16 protein-coding genes are annotated in these 22,378 nt (G+C 43.7%); all 16 read right to left on the bottom strand.

Annotation, left to right across the window (positions count from 1 at the left end):
- A partial coding sequence (locus tag HUJ21_RS15485; RefSeq protein ID WP_291371345.1) for a hypothetical protein occupies nucleotides 1-256 on the bottom strand: 256 nt, incomplete at its 3' end.
- 8 nt (nucleotides 257-264) lie between these two features.
- Nucleotides 265-1,452, bottom strand: coding sequence for a hypothetical protein (locus tag HUJ21_RS15480; RefSeq protein ID WP_291371343.1), 1,188 nt, complete (start codon nucleotides 1,450-1,452; stop codon nucleotides 265-267).
- Between the two features lie 85 nt (nucleotides 1,453-1,537).
- Entirely contained in the window at nucleotides 1,538-2,833 is a 1,296-nt protein-coding gene (locus HUJ21_RS15475; protein WP_291371341.1) for an MOP flippase family protein, read from the bottom strand.
- Nucleotides 2,823-3,995 carry a TDP-N-acetylfucosamine:lipid II N-acetylfucosaminyltransferase gene (locus HUJ21_RS15470; RefSeq protein ID WP_291371339.1) on the bottom strand — a complete coding sequence of 391 codons (1,173 nt, stop codon included), beginning with the start codon at nucleotides 3,993-3,995 and terminating at the stop codon, nucleotides 2,823-2,825. Before HUJ21_RS15470 ends, HUJ21_RS15475 begins: the two co-directional genes overlap by 11 nt.
- A gap of 2 nt (nucleotides 3,996-3,997) precedes the next feature.
- Nucleotides 3,998-5,146 carry a dTDP-4-amino-4,6-dideoxygalactose transaminase gene (gene rffA, locus HUJ21_RS15465; RefSeq protein WP_291371337.1) on the bottom strand — a complete coding sequence of 383 codons (1,149 nt, stop codon included), beginning with the start codon at nucleotides 5,144-5,146 and terminating at the stop codon, nucleotides 3,998-4,000.
- A complete protein-coding gene (locus HUJ21_RS15460; protein ID WP_291371335.1) occupies nucleotides 5,133-5,840 on the bottom strand; it encodes a GNAT family N-acetyltransferase in 708 nt (235 codons plus the stop codon). The genes rffA and HUJ21_RS15460 overlap by 14 nt, the downstream gene beginning before the upstream one ends.
- Nucleotides 5,841-6,737: 897 nt before the next feature.
- Entirely contained in the window at nucleotides 6,738-9,158 is a 2,421-nt protein-coding gene (locus HUJ21_RS15455; RefSeq protein WP_291371332.1) for a polysaccharide biosynthesis tyrosine autokinase, read from the bottom strand.
- A gap of 916 nt (nucleotides 9,159-10,074) precedes the next feature.
- Nucleotides 10,075-11,388, bottom strand: a complete 1,314-nt coding sequence (locus HUJ21_RS15450; protein ID WP_291371330.1) for a nucleotide sugar dehydrogenase — start codon at nucleotides 11,386-11,388, stop codon at nucleotides 10,075-10,077.
- Between the two features lie 548 nt (nucleotides 11,389-11,936).
- Nucleotides 11,937-12,671 (bottom strand): polysaccharide biosynthesis/export family protein, encoded by a 735-nt coding sequence (locus HUJ21_RS15445; protein ID WP_291371347.1) that lies wholly within the window; start codon nucleotides 12,669-12,671, stop codon nucleotides 11,937-11,939.
- Nucleotides 12,672-14,521: 1,850 nt separating this feature from the next.
- Nucleotides 14,522-15,499, bottom strand: a complete 978-nt coding sequence (locus tag HUJ21_RS15440) for a glycosyltransferase (RefSeq protein ID WP_291371328.1) — start codon at nucleotides 15,497-15,499, stop codon at nucleotides 14,522-14,524.
- Nucleotides 15,499-16,461 carry a glycosyltransferase family 2 protein gene (locus tag HUJ21_RS15435; RefSeq protein WP_291371326.1) on the bottom strand — a complete coding sequence of 321 codons (963 nt, stop codon included), beginning with the start codon at nucleotides 16,459-16,461 and terminating at the stop codon, nucleotides 15,499-15,501. The genes HUJ21_RS15440 and HUJ21_RS15435 overlap by 1 nt, the downstream gene beginning before the upstream one ends.
- Nucleotides 16,461-17,018: a DUF4199 domain-containing protein gene (locus HUJ21_RS15430; RefSeq protein ID WP_291371324.1), complete on the bottom strand. Its 558-nt coding sequence runs from the start codon at nucleotides 17,016-17,018 to the stop codon at nucleotides 16,461-16,463. Before HUJ21_RS15430 ends, HUJ21_RS15435 begins: the two co-directional genes overlap by 1 nt.
- Before the next feature lie 3 nt (nucleotides 17,019-17,021).
- Nucleotides 17,022-17,537 carry a DUF4199 domain-containing protein gene (locus HUJ21_RS15425; protein ID WP_291371322.1) on the bottom strand — a complete coding sequence of 172 codons (516 nt, stop codon included), beginning with the start codon at nucleotides 17,535-17,537 and terminating at the stop codon, nucleotides 17,022-17,024.
- The gene (locus tag HUJ21_RS15420; RefSeq protein ID WP_291371320.1) at nucleotides 17,530-18,777 is read right to left on the bottom strand and encodes a dihydroorotase; all 1,248 of its coding nucleotides are present in this window, start codon (nucleotides 18,775-18,777) and stop codon (nucleotides 17,530-17,532) included. The genes HUJ21_RS15425 and HUJ21_RS15420 overlap by 8 nt, the downstream gene beginning before the upstream one ends.
- 1,596 nt (nucleotides 18,778-20,373) lie before the next feature.
- Nucleotides 20,374-21,108, bottom strand: a complete 735-nt coding sequence (locus tag HUJ21_RS15415; RefSeq protein ID WP_291371318.1) for a tetratricopeptide repeat protein — start codon at nucleotides 21,106-21,108, stop codon at nucleotides 20,374-20,376.
- Nucleotides 21,105-22,378, bottom strand: a 1,274-nt coding sequence (locus HUJ21_RS15410; RefSeq protein ID WP_291371316.1) for an HD domain-containing protein, incomplete at its 5' end; no start/stop codon positions are given. The genes HUJ21_RS15410 and HUJ21_RS15415, both read right to left, overlap by 4 nt.

The following is a 22,378-nucleotide window of genomic DNA, read 5'->3' as shown; positions in this document are numbered from 1 at the left end:
TTCCTAGTATATAAATTTTTCTATTTCTTAAAAAATAAATTTTATCTTTACGGATTTGAAAATATGAATACCATTTGGTTGACAACTTAGATAAAAATAAATTTGTGTACGGTAAACTATAAAGATATTTAAAACGAACATTTGGATATCTTTCAACCAAATTCTCTTCTGTTTTCAAAATAATATCATTCTCATTTCGCTTTTTTGCGATATCTGAAATTGGCAAAATATTTGTAATTATTAACACCTTAACCATATAGCAACCTATCTTGAAGTATATATTAATGAAAATAAAACTAGAAATAAAATGCTATTGTGACTAAATAAAGTATCAATATTTAAAGAAGTTAGTAAAGCTAAGATATAAATAATAAAGGGAAGGTATTTCTTTTGGATAATCCTGATATAAATTAAAAAAAAATAAACTAAAGGGAGAAATCCAAACCGAAGTAAAATATTAACAAAACTTATATCTGTTTTAGTCGCGTCTAAATAACCTTCAAAAGGAACAAATTTTTGAAAGATACCAACAGAATACGGCATGCCAATAATCCAATAGTCATCGTCGATTCTTTGTTGAATATTTTCATAAATCATACTTCTACTACCTTCAACTGTAGATTCAACAAGAGAAGCTTCATTAAATACAATGGAAAAAATTCTTTTATCAACCTGCCTTTTTATAACATTAGATGAATGATAACTCATAAAAAATACTAAACTTAATAGAACAGGAATAAAAATAATCTTGAAAAAATTTTTTTTACTAAAAGTTACATAAGACAAATACAAAAATTCTAAAACTATAGCAGCTAAATAAGTTCTATTAAAAGTCAATACAATTGACATTACACTTAAAATAGACACAAATTTAACTAACCTACTTTGGTTATACCATAAATCACTTTCTTTAAAAAGCAGATATAAACCAATAAATCCAAAAAAAGCGTTAGAATTCATTAACCTACCGTCATTATGTTCCAAAGAATTACCTTCCTCTAAATCATAGTATATCGGTAGTTCAATGAAGATCGAAACCAGCGATAAAAGAACTGAACTACCAATAGCTAGTAAAATAGTGTTCCAAACGATTCGTATGTCCGATCTAATTCCAAAATACAATAAAACCAACGAAGAAATTAAGGGTATACCTAACCTAAACGATTTAAAAGAATTTCCGAATGATTGATCAAATGCAACAATTTTAAAAATAAATTCAGTGAAAAATATCAAGCAAAAAAAAATAAATATAAATCTCTTTAAAGATATATCAGAAATTTTTATTTTATTTCTTGAAAAACAAAAAATATTAATTATTGGAAGCAAAACAAATGCTAATTCATTAATTTTCAAAAATACACCCGGAAATGGTAAATAATAATTATTATTTGTTGGTAAAAAAAAACCAATAAACAATAAAACATAAAATAAAAAATTAAAACCCTTCACCATTTGTTTAAAACCATCAACAAAGACAGTCGTTTAATTATATATATGTTACATGAACAGTAATATTAAATGGAAACAGTTATTATATTTAAACAATTTTCTTTTTTCTAAAATATGTAAATTTAATAAATAGAATTGCTTCAATATATTCTTTAAAACTAGCTCCGGTCAATTTTAAAATTAAAAACCTCCAACTAGGATAAAACAAAATTATCATAGCCAATGTAATAGCAACGGTAACTTCAACGATACCAAATAGTGATCCGACAACCACAAAAATTGGTAAAATAAATAATAAAAGTAAATTCCACAAAAACCCAATATCTGTTCGACCTGTTGCAATTAATAAACTTCCCACTGGATTACCGATTGCTCTAAAAATCATATAGACTGAAAGTATCCTTACAAGGATAACTATATTTTCAAATCTGTCTCCATAGAAAATGTTTATTACAAAAGGTGCAAAAACAATTAAAAATATGTAAATAGGAATATTTATGCTAGAAACAAAATTAACTAATTGCAAATATTTATTTTTCAATGCGTTTTTATCATTTTGAAATAATGCTAGAGCGGGCGATGCCACTTTTACCAAAATTGGGTTAATTAATTGAGCAGGTCTAAACACCAATTGTTTTGCCAAACTATATCCCCCTAGGGCCTCCGTTGAAAAAAACTTACCTACTAATAGAACATCTACATCTCTATTAAAGTAATTAACAACCTGGCCTCCTACCTGGTAAATCCCTATCTTCAGAAAATGACGAGTTTCTTGAAAATTAAAATGAAATAACAAACCTTCATTTCTTAAGCCGATTAAAAGAAAAAAAGAGTTTGAAAACATATATTGAAAAACCGCTGAATAGACTAACGAATAAACACCATATCCCTCTACGGCAAGCAGTATTGCCAAAATTAGAGAAATTAGAGAAGCTAAAATCTCTACCAAACTAATGTTTTTAAAGAATAGTTTTTTTTGTTCTTTAACCTTAAATTGGCGTCCAATACCAGAAAATATCAGATTAATTCCAATTAACGGAATTAATATACTTAGCTCAGTCTCATCGAAAAACCAGGATACAGCAGGGGTAATAACCAACAATACAACATACATTGCAATACTTACAAAAAGATTAAGCCAATATAAACTGGAATATTCCTTTTTACTGATCTTTTGGTTATGTAATATAGCAGAAGTTAAACCCAGATCATTGAACATCTCCATGAAACCCAAAACAAAGGTGACCAAAGCCATCAAGCCAAAATCTTCCTTATCTAAAAATCGGGCAAGAACAGAAACCTTAAGTATTGCGAAAACCGCTAAAAAAATTGCACTAGCAGTTGTCCACTTTACTCCTAAAAAAACTTGATTCTTAAGATTCATTCATAATAACATCCATTTGCTTCTTTAGTTCATCTAATAATTTATCCTGTCCGATTTCAAATTGTAAAATTTGCCGATTCTTCTCCCTCTCAAGGTGGTCTAGCAATAAAAAAACCGTTGGATTATTTGAATTAAGGTCCTTTTGAATTGAAAAAACAATTATTCCGATACGTATGAGATAAGTGTATAATGAATTTCTTTCATCAAGATACACTTTTGCACCCATCCAAAGCATGGTTAATACGTTGCCTACAGCTTGTTGCCGATAATGGTTCATGATAACAATCCCACATTGCTTCAGGTAAGTGTTGTATTCATGCAAAGGCATGAAATCCAATAAAGGTTGTAAATTTTTAGGAAATAACTTTTCCCCTTTTTCAACAATTACCTTCTGATATATGGGTTTTCCATAACTTAAGGGAGTAATAATCTTTCTTTTCCTTAATGGTAAATTTTGCAATATTTCAAAAGCTTCTAAATGGTTATTTGACTCGGAAGCTGAATTACCCAACAAGATATTGTCCGAAGTTACCATGGAATTATTGTCACGGACCATTAGTTCAATAGGGTAATAAGAGAACTTAAAATATTTAATATCAGTCTCTATTTTTTGTTTTATAAATTGGAACTCTTCCTGATATAATATGCCACAGTAATTTGCCTTCCTAATCGCTTTATAAATGGCATTTTGGGGACTATCACCCCTTAAAGTTATTTTGTAAAAAAACTGTCTGAATAAATCTTTAAATCTCGTTAAAATTATTTCTTTTTTGGAATTTGCGTAAAACGTGGCATAGGTGAGTGACCCTAAAGTGTTATTTTTACTTACAATATTGGCATTGTTATGAATTTCCATGCCCCATAAAAACCAAATAATCGTAGTACTCTTAGGTAGGTTAACTAGTACAATACTTCTAAAATAATCTAAACCATGAAAACAAACGATTTCGTCATGGGAAAATGATTTCGCTAAATCCTTAATTTCTTTTAACTTGTTTTTAACTAATATAAAATCTTCATTTATTTCAACATATTTCAATTCTTTGTCTGGACAATCTACCAATAAATAAAAAATATTTTGATTGGGAAAAGCTTTACTAAATTGCCAATAGGCTGAATTAATAAATTTTTCATCCGAAGCAATGTGAATAATCTTTTTCAATTTCACCTATTCTTAAAGAATTCTATAATTAATTCCATTATTTTACTTTGATCAACATCGGATAATTCATAAAATAAAGGTAATCTAACTAGTCTATCGGAATAATAGTCACTATTTATTAGCTCAGATCCATTATACTTTTCAAAATAAAAAGGACTCTTATGAAGGGATAAGTAATGAAATACTGCAAGAATACCATTATCAGTCAAATAGGTAATTAATTCTTCTCTATCCTTTTTATCGCTGCATATTAAATAATACATATGCGCATTATTAGTTGCATATTCAGGAAGAACAGGAAGTTTAACTTTATTTTGCTTTCCCAGTGAAGTCTTAAAGCTATTATCATACCTTTTCCACAATTTTGACCGCTTTGATTGAATATCTTCAAGATTTTCAAGTTGTGCATAAAGAAAGGCAGCAATGATATCAGAAGGTAGGAAAGAACTACCTACATCTACCCATCCATATTTATTTACCTCTCCTCTATAAAAAGCTGAACGATTTGTTCCCTTTTCCCAAATAATTTCTGCTCTATCTTCGAACTGGGGATCATTAATAGCTAACATTCCACCCTCACCTGAAATTATGTTTTTGGTTTCATGAAAGGAAAAAGCAGCCAAATGACCGATAGTACCTATCGCTCGTTTAATACCATCTTTCCCTATATAATAACTATCAATTGCCTGTGCCGCATCCTCTATAACATAAAGCTTATATTTTAAAGCCAGCTTCATTATTGCATCCATATCGCAAGCTATACCGGCATAATGAACAGGAACAATAGCCCTGGTTCTGCCTGTGATTAGAGCCTCTAAACTATCCTCATCAATTCCAGGATGATCTTGGCGACTATCCGCAAAAATAATTTTGGCTCCTCTTAAAACAAATGCATTGGCTGTTGACACAAAAGTATAAGAAGGTATTATAACTTCATCTCCAGGCTGGATATCAATTAATATGGCAGCCATCTCTAGTGCGTCTGTACATGACGTGGTTAAAAGGCACTTCCCAAATCCAAATTTTTCTTTAAAAAAAATCTGGCATTTTTGTGTATATTTTCCATTTCCTGAAATTTTTCCAGTATAAACGGCGTCATACATATAATGAGCCTCTTTTCCAGTTAAATAGGGTTTGTTAAAAGGTATCATAATTCCAATAATGATAAATATTCGAAATTTCCTTAATTAAAAAGTTTGTTTTGGTGTACAACTTTATCGCAGGTTTATTATCCATTTGGGTAACTACTTGAATACTTCTAAATTTTTCTTCTTTGGCCTTTTCAATGGCACTTAAAACTAACTCTGTTGCAATCCCTCTACCTCTATAATCTTTATCAACCGCTAATAATCCGATATCTGCAAGATCATCATCTTTTTTTGCTAAAGTAGCGAATCCAGTTATCTTATTAACATCTAAAGTTATTAGTATCTCAAAGGCGAGTTTCCCACTTATTGAATTTTGGATCCAACTTCTATACAAATTAAAGTATTCATTATTTTTAAATCCTTTGTCAATGTTAAATCTAGAATATTTACCACTTTCAAGTGTTAAATTTATAAGCTGTATTTCATCGTGACTATTTTTATTATAAGAAACTATTTTATTCTTATAGAGTGGGGGTTTTATATCCAATATTTTATCCTGCCTAAAAATGACTTTTTTATCTACTAATTTTAGCTTCTCAAAATTAAATTCACTACTAGAAATCAAGTAAACTAACTTAAAATTCTTTGCTTCATTTTCAAACTCAACAATTTGAAATTCCTCTGGATCTTTGATTATTAATCTTCCTATTTCGTATCCAAAGAAATTAGAATCCCATTCGAGTCTTTCAATAAACATTTGTCCAATTAAAATTTATAATCTGTATGTGAAACATTATTTTTTAATATGCTAAAATATAAGTTTTAAGAATTCAAAAGCACACAATTATTATATGTTTTCGATTTTATACTTGTCGGTTGATTGAAAAAGTATATCGGACTGAGCTATTACTTGGTTGATTAGCAAAGTTGTCAAGAGTTAAAATGCTTATTTGTTGTTGTTATTTTTCCTATTTGAATTTATCCCGCCTGATGGTTGTTGGGCTGAATCGGAGGTTGGTTGAAGGTTAAGGGTTAAGGGGCTTATTTTTGGATGTTTTTGTAGTTGCGGATTGTTGTCCGGGTTGGTGGTTGTTAGACTAAATTGTAGATTGGTAACGGGTTAAGAGACTTGTCTTTGGTTGTTATTGTGGTAGATGGACTTTGTCGCGCTGAGTGGTGGATGAGCTAATTTTTAGATTTGTCAAGGGTTAAGGCCGGGCCAAAAATCCAAAGGTTTTTGGAGAGGCTATCGTTTAACCCTTAAATACTGCAGCCCGAATTCAAACCAGCTTTCCTGCCAGACCACAACTTTGATTCCCTCAGCACCTTTCCAGCACCTTTAACCCTTAACAACCACGGTTCGATTATAAATCAAGCCATATTGTAGAAGAGCATGTTTGTTCTTCCCAAAACCTATCGAGCCAATTAACCCTTAACAACCACGGTTCAACTACCAATAAGCTCAACTGCCAGACATCTCCTCACCACCACTCAGCCCGATCAGCATCATTTTAACCCTTAACAACCACGGTTCAACTTCAAACAAGCTTAATTACAATCAAGAAGCCTTGACTATCTCACCACCTTTCCTACCATTAACCATCAGGATTCAACCTAAAACATGCACTGATGCCAACCAGCAACCTTGATTCCCTCAATCTCTTCCCAGCCACTTCTTCCAGGATTTCTTCTCCTGTTGGTCTTCAGCATAATAACCGTAGCCATAGCCGTAACCGTAGCCGTAGCCATAGCGGTGGGCTTTTTTCTCTACGCCGTTAAAGATCAGGTAGGCTTTGTTGAGGATTTGCTGCTTCTTCAGGGTATTGATATGCTCGATAAAAAGCCTTTGGCTATAATTATAGCGGATCACAAAGAGGCATAGGTCGGCCAGCTGTATCAGATCCAGTGACTCGGAAACCAGGCCAACCGGAGGAGTATCGAGAATGATAACATCGTAACGCTCCCGCATGGCCGTAAGCATTTCTCTAAAGCGGTCCGTTATCAGCAACTCGGCGGGATTGGGCGGTATGGGACCGGAGGCGATCACGTCCAGGTGCTCGTAATCGGTAGCCTGAATCACCGCATTCAGGTTGGATTCCTGTCCGCTGAGGTAGGTGGACAGGCCATTTTTATTTTTGAGTTTGAAATCATCGAAGATTCGCGGCTTGCGCAGGTCGCAGCCGATCAATAAGGTCTTCTTGCCGCTCAGGGCATAGACCGAGGCCAGATTGATGCTGCTAAAGGTCTTGCCCTCCCCGGAGATGCTGGAGGTGATCATGATCACGGAAGGCTGCTCCCTGGGCAGGATAAAGTTCAGGTTGGCCCGCAAAGAGCGAAAGGCCTCCGTGACTCCGGAGCGGGGATGGTTAAGGACCACCAGGTTATCTTTTTCCTCGCTTTGGTTGATACTGCTTAGCAAGGTAAGGTTGGATTTCCTTTCCAATTCCTTGCCATCCTTGATTTTGGTATTGAAATAATTGCGCAGCATACTAAAGCCCACGGGAACCGCCGCTCCCAGGATCAGGGCAATCAGAAAGGTCAGGGCCTTTTTGGGGCTGATGGGCCGGGGATTGACCAGGGCCGTTTCGATGATTTTGTTGCTGGGGGTATTGGAGGCCCGGGTAATGGCCGCTTCGGCCCGTTTTTCCTGCAGAAAGGTATAGAGCTCTTCGTTTAGCGAGAACTCCCGCTGAATGCGAATCAGATTTTGCTCGGTCTGGGGCAGGCTGCCAAAGGTGCTTTCTATGCGTCCTATGCGCTCCTCCAGGTCATTGATCAGTAGCTGGGCATTTTGGTCCACATTCTGGAGCAATTCCAGTATGGACTGGTTCATATCTTTGATTTCCCGGTTAACCGCCCGTACCGGTGGAGAAATTTCTGTCAGTTTCGATGCGAGCATGGATTTTTCGGCCTGAAGCTCCAGCAGGTTTTCGATCAGGGTGTTCAGGATGGGGTCTTCAATGCCCATTCCGGATGGCACCACAATATTGTTGTAGTCCTCCCGCTGCAGGTAGCGGCGGAGCTGCTGGAAATACTGGCGCTTGAACTTCTCCTGGGCCAGCTGGGTTTCCAGCTCCTTGAGTTGCTCGAAAATGGCCGTTCCCTCGGAGCTGAGGTCGTAGATGGCATTGTTGGAGCGGAAATTTTCCAGCCGGTTTTCGATATACATCAATGAATCCGAAAGCACCACCAGCTGGGCATCGATAAAGTCGATGGTATTGCTGGACATGGCGTTTTTCTCCTTCAGCTCGTTTTCCAGGTACACGGATTGCAGGGTGTTCAGGTAATCCCTGCCCTTGGCAGGCGTCTCGGTCTTCAGGGTGAGTTGCAATATGGTAGACTGCTTGTCCATGGGAGAAATCTGCAGGTCCTCCCCGGTGTACTGGTTGACCAGGCTGTAGCGGTCGCGCAGGCGGATCAGCATTTCGCCCTCGCTGTCGGCCCCGGTCAGCCCTACCCGAAAGCGGTTCATGGGCAGCTCCACCCAGTCTCCGAAGCGGTAAGTCTCCCCCGGAGATGCAGGATCTTCCAGGACTTCGCGGCTATCGCTATCGGGAAAGATCTGGTTGAAATTGGTATCCTCGTAACTCAGGGTAAAGGTCTTCCGGTCGGACCATTGTATGCGGATCAGGCCATTGGCCAGCTGGGGGTGGCTCCAGTCTACCTCCACTGCAATGGGTGTTTTCTGGTACAGTTCTTTCTGCAGAAACAGCTCCTCCTCAAAATATTCCACATCAAAATCAAGGCGGTCCAGGGCAGCTTCGGCGATGGGGCGGGATTTGAGGATGATCATCTGGTTGCCCAGCACCATTTCATCCCCTCCCATCATGCCCATGGCGGCATTTTCAAAAATCCCGGAAAGGGGGCTTTCTTTTTCCTTGACGAAAAACTTGGAAGAGACCTGGTACACAGGCACGGAAAAGCGGATGATCAGGTAGGCCAGGGAGAGGGTGATACCCAGAGAGAGCAGGATATAGTACCGGATGCGCCAGACTTGCAGCAGCAGGTCTTTGACATCTATGAGGTCCTCCTCCGGCACTGCCACCGGCGGCCTTTGCGGGTCGGGTTGGTTCATTCGTGAGCTGAATTTATGTCGTTATTGTTGTTTTTTGATTTTGTTGGGCTGGGCTGTAGTTGAGCTGATTTCTAGATTTGTTAAGGGTTAAGGGCCTTGTTTTTGGTTGTTAACGTGGTAGCGGGATGTTGCCCGGCTGAGATGTCGTTAGGCTGAATGGGAAAGTTGTTAAGGGTTAAGGGCCTTGTTTCTGGTTGTTAATGTGGTAGCGGGGTGTTGCCCGGCTGGGGGGTTGTTGGGCAGCTCCCCAGCTTTGTTAAGGGTTAAGGGTGGGCCAAAATCCAAGGGATTTTTGGGGAGGCTATCGTTTAACCCCTAACTACTGCAGCCCGACTTCAAACCAGCTTTCCTGCCAGGCAGCAGCTTTGATTCCCTCTGCCCCTTTCGAGCCAATTAACCCTTAACATCCACAGTTCCACTCAATTTAACCTCAATTATCCGAAAACTGTACTGAGCAACTCACCACCTCTCCAACCATTAACCCTTAACAACAACGGTTGGACCAAAAACAAGCTCCGATACCAGGAAGCAACTTTGATTCCCTTAGCCCCTTTCCAGCACCTTTAACCCTTAACAACCACGATTCTACATCAAATAAGGGCCGATGCCAGGCAGCAAGCTTGACTCCCTCAGCCGCTTTCGAGCCAATTAACCCTTAACAACTACGATTCTACCCAAAACAAACTTCATTACCCAAAAGCTGTACTGAGCAACTCACCACCATTCCTACAATTAACCACCACGGTCCTAATGCCAATAAGCTTAATGATAAAACAACCCTTTTCAACTCCTCAGCCCGTTCCGAGCCATATTAACCCTTAACAACCACGGTCCAACTACCAACAAGCTCAACTGCCAAACATCCCGTCTCGACCCCTCAGCCGATTCCGAGCCTCGTTAACCAGCGCCTCCGGCGCTAAAGCCTCGCATCCACCTTATGTTTATCCAACACAGCCTTTACATCAAACACGACCAGGTCTTTGTGTTTCTGAATGGGGAGCTTTCTGAATTTCTGGTGGGCGACGGCCAGGATGATGGCGGAATAATCGTCGATATTGGGGCAGTCCTCTCCCCCAATGATCTGCACGCCGTATTCGTGGGCGACTTCTTCCGGGCTGGCCCAGGGGTCGTAGACATCCACATCCATATCAAAGGAACGCAGTTCCTGGAATATATCGATCACACGGGTGTTGCGTACATCGGGGCAGTCTTCCTTAAAGGTAAAGCCCAGGATCAGGACTTTGGAGTCGATCACTTTCAGGTCTTTGCGCATCATGTGTTTGATCACCTCGGTGGCCACATGCTTGCCCATGGAGTCGTTTAGCCGGCGACCGGCCAGGATGATTTCAGGATGGTAGCCTACTTCCTGTGCTTTCTGGGCCAGGTAAAAGGGGTCCACGCTGATGCAGTGACCGCCTACCAGGCCCGGTTTGAAGGGCAGGAAGTTCCACTTGGTGCCGGCAGCAGCCAAGACCTCATGGGTATCGATCTGCAGCAGGTTAAAAATCTTGGACAGTTCGTTGACAAAGGCGATGTTGATGTCCCGCTGGGAGTTTTCGATCACTTTGGCGGCTTCGGCCACCTTGATGCTGCTGGCCTTGTGGGTGCCGGCGGTAATTACTTCCCGGTACAGGCTGTCCACGTATTCGGCCACTTCGGGAGTGGAACCGGAGGTTACCTTCAGTATTTTGGCCACGGTATGTTCCTTGTCTCCGGGATTGATCCTTTCGGGGGAATAACCGGCATAGAAGTCCTCGTTATAGCGCAGGCCGCTGACTTTTTCCAGCACCGGCACGCATTCTTCTTCCGTCACTCCGGGATAAACCGTAGATTCATAGATGACCACATCCCCTTTTTTAAGGTATTTGCCGATGGTCTCGGAAGCCTTGAGCATGGGGGTGAGTACCGGGCGGTTGTGCCTGTCTGTGGGGGTGGGCACGGTGACCACATAAATCTGGCAGTCTTCCAGGTTTTTGGGGTCACAGGTATTGAAAAGGCCCTTTTGGCCGCTTTGGGGATTGGGGGAGAGCACCTTTTTCAGGTCCTCATCGGCCACTTCCAGGGTACCGTCTTTTCCGCCATTGAGTTCTTTGACTCTTTTTTCGGAGATATCGAAACCGATAACGGGAAATTTTTTGGCAAATTCTACGGCCAGGGGCAATCCTACATAGCCCAGGCCAATCACGGCAATTTTTGCCTCAGCAAGAGGTGTTAATGGTGCTGTTGTCATAGTAATTAGATTATAAAACAGTCAAAAAGATTATTTTTTTTACTGATAATTAAATAGTTAAATGAAAGATGCAAAGATAATTGATTTTGGGTTTCGGTCCGGTACTGGCTTTATATTATTTTAATGTAGATTTATATTCGATATGAAAACCTTCGAAGTCTCGAATACCTCAAAGGTTCCGTAAAGAAATCCCCCTGGCCCCCTTAGTAAGGGGGAATCGTGTACGTTGAATTGATCGGAAATCGAAAGACTTCAAAGTTCACCAACACGATTACATTACTTCAATTTAGCAGCAAATCTCAATTCTCGGCAAATCCCCCTTTTCAAAGGGGGTAAGGGGGATTTTTTCGTGTACTTTTAATTAAAATAAACGGTAAATGGAATGTTCCGTAAGGAAATCCCACTAGCTCGGGCACAGCTTCGCCTCCTGAGTCCCATGATAGCCTATGAGACCCAACAGATGGCGTTAACATGGAGTACAAAAAAAATGAATTGAAATGGGGATAAAAAATCCCTTTTTCAATAAATAGCGTTATTTCAATTCCTGTTTAATTGATGGCATTCAGCACCAGCAACACCGCTGACAAGGTGGTCACGGCCAGTTGAAAGGTTTGGACAAAATTCACCCCGGTACCGAGTTCACGGATTTTCATGGGTTCGGCATAGAGCATGTCATTGGGACGAATAAAGTAAAACTCGGATTCCACAATCCGCTTGTCGTTCAGGTTTACGCGAAAAGACTTGGTTCCTTCCGGATATTGGCGGATGAGCACCACTTCGTTGCGTTTGGCGGTGGTGGTCATATCGCCGGCATGGGCTATGGCCTGAAAGATGCTGATGCGGTTTTGCAGGATGGTAAAGTTACCGTTCCGGTGAAATTCCCCCAGGGCGGAGAAGCGCACGCCTCCCAGCCGGACCCGGACAAAGAAATCCTCCTCGTTTACATAGGCCTTGAGTTTGCTTTCTATAAGGCTTTGTGCTTCTTTGGTGGTCAGGCCCAGCAATTTAATCTCTCCGAGCAGGGGCAACTCCACCTCACCGTTTTCATCCAGTGTATAGCCGTTGATAAAGAAGATATCCCCTCCGTTTTGGGCACCTTGTGCCATGTTCATTTGCACTCTCTGATCACCGGCTGCGATACCGAAAATCTCGTTCAGTTCTTCCGAGGTGGTTTTGACGTTAATATCCACCACGTCGTTGTATTGTAAATAATATTCTTCGGAAATATTGGGAACCAGTTCACTTTCGGTGTACAAGGGAATTTGTTCATCTGTATCCTGCATGTAGATGATGCGTTCATTGGAAATGCAGGAAGCTGCCAAAAACAAAACGATGCTGGTAAAAAATAGGGACTTAAAGACTTTCATTTATAGGGTATAAGGGAACTTTATTCTGGTGGGCAAATATATTTAAAAGCAGGGCAGCAAAAAAACGGATATTGCATTTTTTCACCGAACAGATGAAAAAATATATTTTAAACTTTTGGTTGAAGGCATATATACCACATTTCTAAGGAAAAGTATCCTTTTTTTCTCCTATTCCAAGGTTAAATACCTTAAGCGAGCGGGATTTGATGATGTGATGATTTGATGATGGGATGATATGATGATATGAGGATGTGAGGATGTGAGGATGTGGGGATGGGATGATATGATATGATGATGTGGGGATGTGAGGATTTGATGATGTGGTGATATGATGATTTGATGGTTTGATGGTTTGATGGTAGAATGATTGTTTATTTGGTTAACTGGTTAATTAATTTGGGATGGGTCAGCACCGGATGTAAATCGGCCGTCCCTACGGGACTTTGGGATAACAGCTGCGATTCCAGTCCGTGGGTTGAAACCCACGGTTATCCTATCGGCCGTGCCTACGGCACTGGGGTTGGCGGTGGATTTGATGCGCACGTAATCAGGATTGCAAATCCTGTTTATCTGGGTTCGACATTGCAAATGTAGAACACACGTTAAGCGGTTGTTCAAAAATCCAAAGGATTTTAGGGGAGGCTATCATTTAACCCTTAACATCCACGATGCTTCATAAAACAAGGACCGATGCCAGGCAGCAACTTTGACTCCCCCATCCCCTTTCGAGCCGCTTTAACCCTTAACAACCACGGTTGGACTTAAAACAAGTTAATTACTGGAAAGAAACAATGACCAGCTCACCACTGGTTATCTCTGCCAATCAGTGGTGAATCATTTTGTTTTTATCTGGTGCCGTCTGCTAAAAGCTCCGTTAGGAGCGGACGATCTAATAACCATGGGGTTCAGCCCATGGTTACAGGCCAATCTCCGCCGATTAAGTGCCGTAGGTACGGACCATTTGTTCGTTTATGTCAAATATCGGCCGTCCCTACGGGACTTTGGGATAACAGCTGCGATTCCAGTCCGTGGGTTGAAACCCACGGTTATTCTATCGGCCGTGCCTACGGCACTGGGGTTGGCGTTGGCTTTGGCGTGCGCGTAATCAGGATTACAAATCCTGGTTATCTATATGGCAAATGTCGAAAAGCAGGTTAGTAATCCCCGGAAGTGATCGAAAAAATCCCCCTGTGTCCCCCTTTGGAAAGGGGGATTTTGATCAGTCTGGGTTTTTTGTTTACTTTCCCGATTTACAGTTCCAAGCTTAGCGGCAAGAACAATCTCAAAAAAATCTGTGATAATTTGTGGCCATCTGTGGTGAATTTATTCGGCTCCGCGGAATTTGTAATTCCGTGGTACAGATAAGGGGGGTTTGTAATCCCCTGGCGTATACGGAAAAATCCCCCCACCCCCTTATTAAGGGGGATTTCGTTCAGTCTGGACTCTTTGTTTTGTACCTGATTTACGGATCCAGTGGAATAGACACTCCAATACATCCCATTAAAAAATCCGTGCGAATCTGTGGCCATCCGTGGTGAATTTACCCTGCAATTAACCAAATAAACTATTAATCATTCTAACCCTTAACAACCACGATTCTACTTAAAAAAAGCCTCGATGCCAGACCGTAATTTTGATTTACTCAGGCGATTCCGAGCCATATTAACCCTTAACCAACACGGTTGAAACCAAACCCAGCCATCCTGCCCAAATGCCGGCCCCAACTCCTACACCCGGTTCGAAGCAATTAACGAAAAAAATCTGTGCTATTCTGTGGGAATCTGTGGTGAACTCTTCCAAGATGTCGGAAAGAAGAATTCCATGATCACTCCCAGTCCATAGGCCAGCAATTGCCCGTAGGAGGTCAGCAAGGACAAAAGAGCTACTTTGGGACTGCCCAAAGCATTTACCAGCAAAGCCAGACTCCATGCTGCATAGGCCAAAGCCAGCAGCCGGCTGCCTGTGGGCCAGAGCCAGGCAAGTACAGGCAGGGCAAGGATGCCTAGTAAAAACAAAACCGGAAGGAGGTGCACTGCTTTTACCGCCTCCGGATGAAAGTGCCGGATAAATACCCGGTTTCGGCCAAACTGGAAGCTTTGTCGCAGAAAGGAGCGAAAATCATTTTTGCGTTGGTGGTAGACAAAAGCCTCCGACACCAGTTCCAGCCTGAAGCCGGCCTTTTTGATCCGCAGGCTGATCTCTATGTCTTCTGCCATATTGGGATGGGCAAAGCCTCCGAGGCGCTCATAGACTTCACGGGCAAAGCCCATATTGTATCCCCGGGCCTGGTATTTGGCGGGGTCTTTCAATTTGCCGCGGATACCACCGGTGGTCAGGAAAGCCGTCATGCTGAAATTCATGGCCTTCTGCCAGTCATTGAAGCCGGCATCGGCATCATCCGGCCCTCCATGGGCCTGCAGGTTTCGCTTACGGATGGCTTGCTCCAGCACTTCCAGGTATTGCGGAGGAATGATACAGTCGGAATCGAAAAAAACAAAATATTGGCCTTTGGCCAGCTCCATGCCCTTGTTGCGGGCAAAACCCTGTCCGCTGTTGGACTGGTAATGGTACTGCATGTGTAGCTTTTCCCTGAAGGCTTCCGCTACTGGCTCGGCGGTATCTGCCGACCCATCTTCTACCAGCACCACTTCAAAATCCTTAAAAGTTTGTCTGCACAGGCTATCCAGCAGGAGCTGCACTTCTACCGGGCGGTTGTAGACCGGAATGATGATGGAAAAGCGCATCAGGATCCCGGGTTAATTTCTTCTTCGATATTGTAATCGCTTTTCTGGGAATTGGAAGAGGTCATCATTTCGGCCAGGAAGCCGGTGAGAAAGAGTTGTACCCCCACGATCAGGGCCACAAGTGCCAGAAAAAAGAGGGGTTGGTTGGTGATCTCCCGAACGTGCAGGCCCAGGCGCAGGCCCCGGATTTTTTCAAAGATCAGCCAGGAGGTAATGATCAGTCCCGAGACAAAGGACAGGGTACCGAGCAATCCAAAAAAGTGCATGGGGTTTTTGCGGTAGCGGTTGACAAAGGAAACGGAGATCAGGTCCAGGAAACCATGTACAAAACGCTCCAGGCCGAATTTGGTATTGCCATATTTCCGGGGGCGGTGTGCTACTTCTTTTTCTCCGATCTTGCTAAAACCGTTCCACTTGGCAATCAGGGGGATATAGCGGTGCATTTCCCCGTAAATGTGGATGTTTTTGACCACCTTCCGGGCATAAGCCTTCAGCCCGCAATTGAAATCATGTAGCTTGATGCCGGAGAGCATCCGGGTAACCCGATTAAAGAAACGGGACGGCAGGGTTTTGGACAGGGGATCAAAACGTTTCCGTTTCCAGCCACTGACCAGGTCATACCCTTCTTCCCGGATCATGCGGTACAGTTCGGGGATCTCCTCGGGGCTGTCCTGCAGGTCGGCATCCATGGTGACCACCACCTCTCCTGCTGCCCGGGAAAAACCGGTGTCCAGGGCGGCGGATTTGCCGTAATTGCGGAAAAAACGGACGGCTTTTACGCATGCGCCTTGCCGGGAAAGGCTTTGAATCACCTCCCAGGAACCATCAGTAGAACCATCGTCGACATAAATCAACTCGTACGACAAGCCGGAAGTGTCCATCACCCTACTGATCCAGGCCTGTAATTCAGGCAGGGATTCTTCTTCATTGTAAACCGGTATGACGATGGATAGCTGGGTCATTAAAAGTCTTTTGTTTTATCTCTTTTCTTAAGAATGGCGCCTAATATCAGGGCCAGGATGGCATAAACGATAAGTGATATGCCAAATGCCTTGAACTGACCGGCAATGGTGAAGCTATTGGCCATTTCGCTGCGCATTTCATCGATCTGATCTCCGGAAATGCTGTCGCCGGCACCGAAACTATCCAGCATGGCCACCATGTTTTCCAGCTGGGTTTCCACCAGCAGTTCCGGCAATCCCGGATCGATCACAAAATACAGGAGCATATTGCCCAGTGTGGAGATCAGTCCGGAGATGATGAGGGTAACAAAGGAAAACTGAAAAGCAACCCCAAAATCCATATAGCCACCTATTTCCTTGCGGTATTGGCTGCCAAAATAAATGACCAGGGCAAAAAAGATGACCAGTATGGAGATGCCATACCAGGCTGCTACCAGGAAGCTGTAATCGATGAAATAAATGATAAAATTGATGGCCAGCATGACCAGTCCGATGACCAGTCCTGCATTCAGCGCGGCTCTGGCCGGCGTGTTGCTTTGTTGTGCTTGTGGTTCCATAAGTTATGTATTAACAGTTCTCTTTAAAATTATGGAAATTATTATGGTAAAGAACAATCCGGGAAAGATTTTTCTAAGGAAATCGTTGGTGGCCACATCCAGGATACTCATGGCAGACAGGCTGGCAAAGGTTTCGGTATAGGCTGTTTCATTCAATTGCTCTTCCAGGATCTGCCGGTTATCTTCCATTAACTTTAGGTTTACCTGGCGGAAGGCCTCAAAAGTGGGTGGATCCAGCTGCAGGAAAACATAGACATACAGGGCGGAAAGCAGGGCCATTAGGGTGTAAACAAAAAAACCCACACTCATGCCCTGGCTGAAATAAAGGTTACCCCCATTGAATCCATCGCGGAAGCTTTTGATTCCAAAAAAAACGAACACCGGGACAAACACATAGCCCAGGATCAGGTTCATGCTGAGGGGTTCTACGTCCAGGGCGTACATGGTTAGAAATCCAAAAAGGCACAATCCCGCACCGGAAAGCCCAAAAGGCCAGGCTGCCCTGAGGTACCTATTCATGAATGCCCTCCGTTTTTTCCCGGTTGATCAGGTATTTTACCTTTCCCTTCAGTTCCTTCCCCCAAAAGGGTGAGTTTTCTGCCAGGGAGGCATTGCTGTTGTGGTCCAGGGTCCAGGTAGCTTCGGGGTCAAAGACGGTAAGGGTTTCCCAGGGAGCTGCTGCTTTACCCAATACTTTTTGCGGGCCGGAGCACAGTTTGCTGATCAGCAAAGGGTAGCCCAGTTCCTCTTCCAGGCTAACCAGTGCCGGCACGAAGGTAGGCAGTCCGGACATGCCAAAGGGAGAGAGGTCAAATTCCATATTTTTGGCATCGTTGTCATGGGGCACATGGTTGGAGACCAGGGCATCTATGGTGCCATCCTTCAGGCCTTCCAGCAGGGCTTCCCTTTGCGCTTTGCCCCGGAAAGGGGGCATCACTTTCAGGCAGGTATCAAATTCCAGCAGGTCTTCATCGGTAAAGAGCAGCTGGTAGATGGAAATATCGGCAGTTACGGCCAGGCCTTCTGCTTTGGCCTGGCGGATTTGTTGCAGGGCACCCGGGGTACTGACGGTCTGAAAATGCAGGCGCCCTCCGGTATAACGGAGGATTTCCAGGTTTTTCTGTACGGCCACTTCTTCGGCCAGGTCAGGAATGCCTTTGAGGCCCAGGCGGGTGGATACGATTCCCTCATGCATCTGACCAAAAAGGGCCAGCATGGGGTCCTGGCTCTGGTCAAAGAGCACCCCATTGATCCGCTGCAGGTATTGCAGGGCCTTCATCAGGCGGTCGGAATGGGAAAGCGGCACCATGCCCTCTCCAAAAACCTGTATGCCATAATGGTTCAGGTCCAGCATTTCGGTAAGCCCTTCTCCCTTAAAATCCCTGGTCACCGCCGCCTGAATATGGAAAGTGGGAAAAAGGTGGCTGGTATGGTTTTGCACATAGGCCACTTCATTTTTGGACTGCAGGGGTGGCTGGGTATTGGGCATGATTACGGCTTCGGTGATGCCTCCCTGAGCCAGGGCTTTCGCCAGGCTTTCCAGCGTCTCCCGGTACTCCTCTCCGGGTTCGCCGGAAAAGCAGCGCAGGTCGGTCCAACCTCTGGATCCCAGCAGCCCGCTACAATCTAGCAGGGTTTCATCCGGCCCGGGTTGGGCGGAGGGGGCATTTTGAAGGGTTTTGCCATCGTACAGATAATCAGCCGGTGGAAGGATCTCCTTATCGGTGATGATTTTCAGTGACTGGAAGCGTAGGCTCATGTGAATTGTTATTTTTGCAAAACTGCAATTTTATTCCCTAAAATGGAAATAAAAGAAAGGGAAGGATTCGATGATTCGATGATGTGATGATGTGATGATGTGATAATGGGGTGATGGGGTGATGTGGTGATGAGATGATGGGATGTTTTGATGGTCTGGGGATATGAGGTGCGTTGCCTGTGGTGAATCTTATGTTTTTATCCGGTGCCATCTGCTAAAAGCTCCGTTAGGAGCAGACGATATGGGGTTTAGCCCATGGATTTAGGCCAATCTCCGGGGACAAAGTGCCGTAGGTACAGCCTGCCCTGACCGGAGTCAGGGGAACATTTGTACGGCCCAGTCAAGTATCGGCCGTCCCTACGGGACTTTCCGGCAATCGCCGGCTTATGGTCCGTGGGTTGAAACCCACGGTTATTATATGACTCGTGCCTACGGCACTGGGTTTTGCAGTGGCTTTGGCGTGGGCATAAATAGGAATCTGTATCCTCGTTATCTATATGGCAAACAGCGAAGCTCCACGGGATTTGCAATTCCGTGGACAGATAATGGGGATTTGGAATCCCCGGACGTAAACGGAAAAATCCCTCCCGACTCTGGCCGGGACAGGCTCTGCCCCCTTATTAAGGGGGATTTGTGCGGTGATGGCTTTTTGTTTAGTTATCCGATTTGCGGTTCCAATGGAATGGACAACCCATTGCATCCCACTAAAAAATCTGTGCCCATCTGTGGTGATTTTTTTTGTTCTTCATGCGGTCCCGGCTGCTAAAAGCTCCGGTAGGAGCGGACGATATGGGGTTTAGCCCATGGATTTAGGCCAATCTCCGGGGACAAAGTGCCGTAGGTACAGCCTGCCCTGACCGGAGTCAGGGGAACATTTGTACGGCCCAGTCAAGTATCGGCCGTCCCTACGGGACTTTCCGGCAATCGCCGGCTTATGGTCCGTGGGTTGAAACCCACGGTTATTATATGACTCGTGCCTACGGCACTGGGTTTTGCAGTGGCTTTGGCGTTTGCGTAATCAGGATTACAAATCCTGCTTATCTGGGTTCGACATTGCAAATGTCGAACAGCATGGCTCTGCGGAATTTGTAATTCCGTGGTGCAGATAAAAGGGGATTTGTAATCCCCGAACGTAAACGAACATCATCCGGCATTGCAAAGGCCTCATGTCTGTAATTAATGGGATATAAGGGATGTAGTTAGAAACTACACCCAGACAGAGTAGGGCAAAAATCATTTATATTTTTGGAGAAACGATTTTTATTATAACCCTTAACAAACACGGACCGACTACCATCAAGCCATACTACCAAACATTCCGTTAGAACCTTTCAACACCTACCGGGCCAATTACCCCTTAACAACCACAGTTCAACTGCCAACAAGCTCAGCGGCCAGAAATCTCTTCTCAACTCCTCAATCCCTTTCCCTGCCAATTAACCCTTAACAACCATGCCTCTACTTAAAAAAAGCACCGATGCCAAACAGCAACTTTGACTCAACCAGCCCGATCAGAGCCATATTAACCCTTAACTTCTCCAAATTCCTCTGTGCTAATCTGTGTCAATCTGTTGTGAATACTATTGTTCTACCAATTTACAAGCCTGCCAGATTCTCCTTGGCCAGTTCAAATTCGGGGTTGAGGGCGAGTGCTTCTTCGAAGGCAGTCCTGGCTTCGGCGGCACTTCCCTGGTCTTTGTAGATCAGGCCTTTCAGGTTTTGCGCTGCGGCCACCATACTTACTTCCTGCATGGTATTGTCCTCCCTGGGGAAGTTAAGGTTCTGCTCGGCAGCTTTTTTGTCCTTGATCAACATGTTGACCGAATTCAGTGCTTCTTCATATTTTTTTAAACTGTACTGCAGGTAGCTTGTTTTGTACAAGCTAAACAGGTCTCCGGACAATAGGTGCAGGGATTCAAAATGCGGCAATGCGCGCTCCAAAGCGCCCAGTTGTTCCAGGGAAAAGGCAGCCACTTCCAGACCTACCAGGCTTTTGTCGTTTCTTTCCAAAATGTCCAGGGCCACCAGGGCGGAAGAGCCGTACTGCTCCATTTCAAAATACAGGGAAGCCAGGGTTTCGGGATAGGAAAGGTTGTTGGGATTTCTTTCCATCAGTTCATACAACTTAATTTTGGCCACAGAGGCGTCGTTATAACGCATGGCCAGCGCATAAATCCGGTTGTCCGAATTGTTTCTGGCCTTATTGCTATCTGCAGGAACTGTAGCCGGAACTTCCCCTTGTGCATTGCTGCTATCCTGGGCCATTACAGCAGGCTGCACAATCGCGCACAGCAATAAAATCAATACAGCGTATTTCATCATCTTGTTCATTCGTTTGTTTTTTTCTCTATTCCTTTTTTTGCAGCCAATTCATACATCAACTGCAAAGCTTCATTTTTATTGTTTTGTATCTGACCATCCAGTATGGCTTCCTTGATTTCCTCTTTCAGGTCCCCCACCACCCGGGAGGGTTTGAGGCCAAATATAGCCATGATTTCATCACCAGACACAGGTGGCTGAAAGTTTCTTACCTGGTCTTTGGCCTCTACTTCCTGCAGTTTCTTTTCTACTTTATCGAAATTCGCCAAAAAACGTTTGACTTTATTGTTGTTTTTTGAGGTCACATCCGCCCGGCAAAGCTGCATGAGGTCTTCCACATCATCCCCTGCCTCAAAAAGCAGCCTCCTCAGTGCGGCATCGGTTACCTTATCATTGACCAGGGCAATGGGCCTGAGGTGCAATTTTACTAATTTCTGCACATATTTCATCCTTTCATCCATGGGCAATTTCAACCTTCTGAAAATTCCCGGCGTCATCCTGGCCCCCTTGTCCTCATGTCCGTGAAAGGTCCAACCCACTTTTTGGTTGAAACGTTTGGTGGCAGGCTTGGCAATGTCATGCATGATGGCCGCCCAACGCAACCAGAGGTCTTCCGTACGGGCCGACAGGTTGTCCAGCACCTGCAAGGTATGGTAAAAATTGTCTTTGTGAGATTTGTCCCCTACCGAATCCACTCCCTGAAGGGCTACCATTTCCGGAAAAAACTCCGCCAGCAATCCGCTGACAAAAAGCAATTTGAACCCATAAGAGGGCTTACCGGTCAGGATAATCTTATTCAACTCGTCGATGATCCTCTCCCCTGAAATAATGGAAAGGCGGGAGGAATTATTGATGATCCCGTCAAAGGTGTCCGGAGCAATATCAAATTTCAGCTGGGCAGCAAAACGAATGGCGCGCAGCATGCGCAAAGGATCGTCGGAAAAGGTTAGGTTGGGATCTGTGGGGGTACGGATGATTTTCCTTTTCAGGTCCTTCACCCCCTCAAAGGGATCCAGTAACTCTCCGTAATTGGCTTTATTCACGGCAATGCCCAGGGTGTTGATGGTAAAATCCCGGCGTTCCTGGTCTTCCTGTAAGGTACCTGCCTCCACCTTGGGTTTTCTGGAATCGGTTTGGTAGGATTCCTTTCTGGCACCGACAAATTCCACCTCCCAGTCGTCCACTTTGATCATGGCTGTACCGAAATTTTTGAAAACAGCCACCTTGGGACGGCCTTCCAGGCTTTGGGAAACCGCCTTTGCAAGCCGTATCCCATCGCCTA

Source organism: Cyclobacterium sp., assembly GCF_014762705.1.
Classification (GTDB): domain Bacteria; phylum Bacteroidota; class Bacteroidia; order Cytophagales; family Cyclobacteriaceae; genus Cyclobacterium.
Note: the sequence above shows the minus strand (reverse complement) of the source record. Positions and strands in the feature narration are given on the sequence as shown.

Coding starts and splice junctions, on each gene's coding strand:
- HUJ21_RS15425 (WP_291371322.1), bottom strand. CDS start 17,537: ATGAATAGGTACCTCAGGGCAGCCTGGCCTTTTGGGCTTTCCGGTGCG.
- HUJ21_RS15475 (WP_291371341.1), bottom strand. CDS start 2,833: ATGAATCTTAAGAATCAAGTTTTTTTAGGAGTAAAGTGGACAACTGCT.
- HUJ21_RS15420 (WP_291371320.1), bottom strand. CDS start 18,777: ATGAGCCTACGCTTCCAGTCACTGAAAATCATCACCGATAAGGAGATC.
- HUJ21_RS15445 (WP_291371347.1), bottom strand. CDS start 12,671: ATGCAGGATACAGATGAACAAATTCCCTTGTACACCGAAAGTGAACTG.
- HUJ21_RS15435 (WP_291371326.1), bottom strand. CDS start 16,461: ATGACCCAGCTATCCATCGTCATACCGGTTTACAATGAAGAAGAATCC.
- HUJ21_RS15455 (WP_291371332.1), bottom strand. CDS start 9,158: ATGAACCAACCCGACCCGCAAAGGCCGCCGGTGGCAGTGCCGGAGGAG.
- HUJ21_RS15440 (WP_291371328.1), bottom strand. CDS start 15,499: ATGCGCTTTTCCATCATCATTCCGGTCTACAACCGCCCGGTAGAAGTG.
- rffA (WP_291371337.1), bottom strand. CDS start 5,146: ATGATACCTTTTAACAAACCCTATTTAACTGGAAAAGAGGCTCATTAT.
- HUJ21_RS15480 (WP_291371343.1), bottom strand. CDS start 1,452: ATGGTGAAGGGTTTTAATTTTTTATTTTATGTTTTATTGTTTATTGGT.
- HUJ21_RS15430 (WP_291371324.1), bottom strand. CDS start 17,018: ATGGAACCACAAGCACAACAAAGCAACACGCCGGCCAGAGCCGCGCTG.
- HUJ21_RS15450 (WP_291371330.1), bottom strand. CDS start 11,388: ATGACAACAGCACCATTAACACCTCTTGCTGAGGCAAAAATTGCCGTG.
- HUJ21_RS15415 (WP_291371318.1), bottom strand. CDS start 21,108: ATGAACAAGATGATGAAATACGCTGTATTGATTTTATTGCTGTGCGCG.
- HUJ21_RS15460 (WP_291371335.1), bottom strand. CDS start 5,840: ATGTTTATTGAAAGACTCGAATGGGATTCTAATTTCTTTGGATACGAA.